Origin of the sequence: Pseudonocardia pini (assembly GCF_013870575.1) — a bacterium.
GTDB lineage: Bacteria > Actinomycetota > Actinomycetes > Mycobacteriales > Pseudonocardiaceae > Pseudonocardia > Pseudonocardia pini.
In genome coordinates, this window is record NZ_JACBXB010000475.1 from 1 (window position 1) to 4,334 (window position 4,334).

4 protein-coding genes are annotated in these 4,334 nt (G+C 73.7%); all 4 read right to left on the reverse strand.

The genetic code is table 11. From position 1 onward, the window contains the following. A partial coding sequence (locus H5J29_RS22650) for an AMP-binding protein (protein WP_220187793.1) occupies positions 1-1,011 on the reverse strand: 1,011 nt, incomplete at its 3' end. Further along, positions 1,008-2,636, reverse strand: coding sequence for an FAD-dependent oxidoreductase (locus H5J29_RS22655; protein ID WP_181783056.1), 1,629 nt, complete (start codon positions 2,634-2,636; stop codon positions 1,008-1,010). The genes H5J29_RS22655 and H5J29_RS22650, both read right to left, overlap by 4 nt. A gap of 48 nt (positions 2,637-2,684) precedes the next feature. Then, positions 2,685-4,016 (reverse strand): MFS transporter, encoded by a 1,332-nt coding sequence (locus H5J29_RS22660; RefSeq protein ID WP_312858363.1) that lies wholly within the window; start codon positions 4,014-4,016, stop codon positions 2,685-2,687. Between the two features lie 131 nt (positions 4,017-4,147). Then, the coding region (locus H5J29_RS22665) for a hypothetical protein (protein ID WP_181783057.1) at positions 4,148-4,334 on the reverse strand (187 nt) is incomplete at its 5' end.

Here is a 4,334-nt window from a genome sequence, read left to right on the forward strand (position 1 = left end):
CCCCGGTCTGCCCTCGGTCGTCGCCAGCACGGCGTCGCCGTCGTCCGGCCTGGCCCAGGCGAAGAACGGGCACTCGGTCAGGCCGTACCCGGAGGCGATCCCGGCCCCGCCGAGCTCGGCCCTGACCTCGTCGTGCAGCGCGGCGGGCCGCGGCGCACCCCCGATCAGGAAGGCCTTGAGGTCGGGGAACAGCGGCACCTCCGGCCGCTCCCGCTGCAGGCGCAGGAAGGCCTGCACGAACGGGGTCCCGTTGCCGCCGTAGGTCATCCCCGCCTCGCGGAGCTGCACGGCGGTCGTCTCCGGGTCGAAGACCTCGGTCAGCACCAGGCCCGCCCCGCTGCGCAGGGCGACGAGCACGTGGAGCACGCCGCCGACGTGGGCGATCGGGGCCAGCGCCGCGATGCGGTCCTCCGGGGACGGTCGGACGTGCTCGACGTAAGTCGTGGCCGCGGCGGCCAGGCCGGCGTCGGTGTGTTGGGCGGCCTTGGGTTCCGAGGTGGTTCCGGAGGTGAAGAAGACCCACCGCACCTCGTCTCCGGACCCGGCCGCGACCGGGGCCTCACCCGCCGCCGCGGGCAGCTCGTCGTCGACGACGAGCACCTCGACCCCCGGCACGCGGGCGGCGACGGACCGGGCCGCGGCACCGTGGCCGTACCCGCGGAACTCCGTGGGCACGACCAGCAGGTCGGTCCCGAGCCTGCCGCACACGAACTCCAGGTCCGGCTCGCGCAGCGACATGATCAACGGGTTCTGCACGGCGCCGAGGCGGGCGAGCGCGCAGGTGAGCACCATCGTCTCGAGACGGCTGGGCAGCTGCCACGAGACCACGGTGCCCGCGCGCACGCCCAGGGCCGCGAACCCGGCGGCGGCGCGGGCGACGGCCTCGCGGAACCCGGCGAACGTGAGCGTGCGGCGGTGCTCGTCGGAGGCCATCAGGGCCTCCGGCGTGCGCGCCGCGCGGTCCAGGACGAGGTCCCAGATCGGCGAGCCGGTCCTGGTCGGAGCGGTCACTCCTGCCCCGCCGCCAGGTGCCGTCCGGCCAGGTAGCCGAAGACCATGGCCGGGGCGAGGGTGCCGCCCGCGCCGCCGTAGGTCATCCCCAACGGCGACGCCATGACGTTGCCCGCCGCGTACAGCCCGCCGATCACGCGGCCGTCCAGGTCGAGCACCCGTGCCCGGTCGTCCGTGCGGGGTCCGCCCTTGGTCCCGAGCGCCCCGCTGACCAGCGAGATCGCGTGGAACGGCGGCTCGGTGAGCGGGCCGAGGGTCGCCTCCGGGCGGCCCTTGAGGTTCGGGTCGCCCCACCACCGGTCGTGGGCGCTCTCGCCCCGGTGGAAGTCCGGGTCGTGGCCCGCGGCCGCGTGGGCGTTCCAGCGTTCGACGGTGTCGACGAACGCGTCCGCCGGGACGCCGAGGGTCTCGGCGAGCCCGCGCAGCGAGCCCGCCGAGGTGAGCCACGGGGGCGCCGTCTCCCCCGGGGGGAACGGGCCGACCGTGCCGTAGCGGCGCAGGTACTCCTGGTCGAAGACCAGCCAGCACGGCAGGTTCGCGTAGCTGAAGTCGGCGACGTCCTCCGCGTGGAAGGCCCCGCCGAACGCGTTGTAGTTCGCCGCCTCGTTGGTGAACCGCCGCCCGCTGCGGTTGACCATGATCGAGCGGGGGCGGGTGCGGTCCGCGTTCACCATCACCCGGTTCATCTCGTTGACACCGGGCGGCAGGTCCGCGACCGGACTCCACCAGGCCTCCCGCATGTTGCCCAGGGCGGCACCGGCGCGCATGGCCATGACCAGGCCGTCGCCCTCGCTGGTCGGCATGGTGACCGGGTGGGTCAGCGGTCCGCGCAGGAAGGCGCGCTTGAGCTCCTCGTTCCACTCGAAGCCGCCGGTCGCGAGGACGACCCCGCGCGCGGCACCCACCTCGTGGCGCACCCCGTCGACCTCGACCACGACGCCGACGACCCGGTCGCCGTCTCGCCGCAGCTCCCGGGCCCTGGCCCCGGTGACCGGCTCGATCCCGAGGTCGAGACCGGCCTTGAGCAGCCGCCCGACCAGCGACTGGCCGCGGCCCCGCTCGTCGTGCACCCGCCGGCGCGCCAGCTCCTCGGCCGAGGGCGGCTGCGGCACGGCGGCCCCGATCGGGGTCTCCCGCTGGACCAGGTGCAGGTTCGCGAAGTACGGACCCGGCGTGACGCGGTGCTGCCACTCCCCCAGCTCGTCGAACGAGAAGAGGGGGGTCTCCAGGGTGCGCCCGCCCTGCGGCTTCCCACCGGGCTTCTCCGGGTGGTAGTCCGGGAAGCCCTCCGCGACGTAGAACTCGGTGCCCGCCTTGGCGTCGAGGAAGGTCACCATCTCCGGACCGGCGCGGACGAACGCCCGCACGAGGTCCTCCTCCATCATCCCGCGGGACAGCCCGAGGAGGTAGGTCAGCGCCTCGTCCTCGCTGTCGGGCACGTCGACCGCGGGCATGAGCGGGTTGTTCGGGATCCAGACGTTCCCGCCGGACCAGGCGGAGGTCCCGCCGACCTGGTCCGCCTTCTCCAGGACGACCACCGAGAGTCCCGCGACGGCGGCGGTGACCGCGGCGGTCAGCCCCGCCGCACCGCTCCCGAGGACGACGACGTCGTAGGTGCGCTCCACGTGTACTCCTCCGGTTCCACCGCACCGCTGCGGTGTGCCAGCCGACGGTCAGATCGAGACGGCGGCCGCCATGCCGGTGATCCAGTCCGCGACGGGCTCGTAGACCTGGGTGTTCAGCGGGACCCCACCGCCCGCTGCACCGGCGGCCAGCCAGGTGCGGACCAACCCGACGAGCACCGGGACCAGCGACATCGAGCCGAGCAGGACCAGCCGCACGAGCGACTGGACGAACGCCACGATCCGGCCGCGGATGTCGTCCGCCACCTGCGAGCCGATGATCGTGAGCCCGGTGAGGAACGCGATGCCCGCGAAACCGCCGACCAACGCGACGGCCAGGATCGCCATGAACAGGTAGCCGGACACGGCCACGACGAGCAGCGCCGCGCCCGCGCCGACGATCGCGGTGCCGAACAGGCGGTTGTGCGGCAGCTTGTGGGCGAGCCGGGGCGCCACGGCCATGCCGCCCGCGAGCCCCACGAACACGGCCGTGAACAGCACGGAGTACGCCGCGTCCCCGCCGCCGAGGCTGGCCGCGTACAGCTTGGCCGACGCGATCACCGCCCCGCCCGCGGCGAACGCGCCGATGATGCCGAGCACCAGGCCGCGGATGAGCGGGGTGGTGGCCACGTACTGGAAGCCCTCGCGCAGCAGCGTGAGCAGCTTCGGCGGGGCCTCGGCGTCCTTGCGGTCCGTGTGCCCGGAGATCTCCGGGATGCGGAACCAGACGATGATCGCGCAGAGCAGGAAGGCACAGCCGTCGAGCACCAGGGCGATGTACACCGTGGTCAGGGCCGTGGAGCCCTCCTGGCCGGGCAGCAGGTGACCGATGCTGGAGACGACGGTGAACAGCCCCGCCGCGACCAGCACGGACACGCCGTAGGTGACGACGAGGGCGAGCTGGTTCGCCGTCTCCACCTGGTCCTTGCGCCGCAGCAGGTTCGGGACCGACGCGTCCTTCGCCGGGATCCAGAACATCGCGCACATCTCGATCAGGAAGGTGGCGGCGAACAGCCACCACAGCGACCCGACGATCGGGATCGAGACGAAGAGGCAGAAGCGCAGGACGTCGCAGGTCACCATGACCTTGCGCCGGTCGAAGCGGTCCGCCAGGGCGCCCGCCAGCGGCCCGAGCAGCAGCGCGGGCAGCAGCTTGGTGGCGACGACGCCGCCGAGCGCGAAGCTCTGCGCCGCGTACCCGGTGGTGAGCTGGGTGGCGAGCGAAGTCAGCGCGAGGAGCGAGAGCCACTCACCCGTGGCCGTGACGGCGGTGACGCCCCACAGCCTGCGGAACGCGGGGATCGCCAGGACGCTGCGGACGCGGTGCGAGGTGGGGGCCGCGTTGGCGGCGGACCCGCCCTGGCCCGGGATCTCGGCGCTGATCGCGGACCACCTCCACTCCCCCGGTCACCCCAGGTCACGAGGCGGCCGGGGATGCGGGGTGGGCCCCAGGCCGTCGGATCCAGGGTAGACGGGCCCACCGACCGAACGGTTCCGGCACCGCCGGGCCGGTCTCAGTAGTTCATCAGCGACGAGATCAACTGCAGCAGGATCAGCAGGTAGACACCCGCGAAGACCAGCGCGAACGCCCGGGATCCGCGGCGGTCGAGCAGCCGCCGGGAGAGGCCGAGGGAGTGCACGTCGGGCCGGACGGGCGGCCGGTGCTCGATGCCGTTCACGACGGCGCCCCGAGGCTCCGGT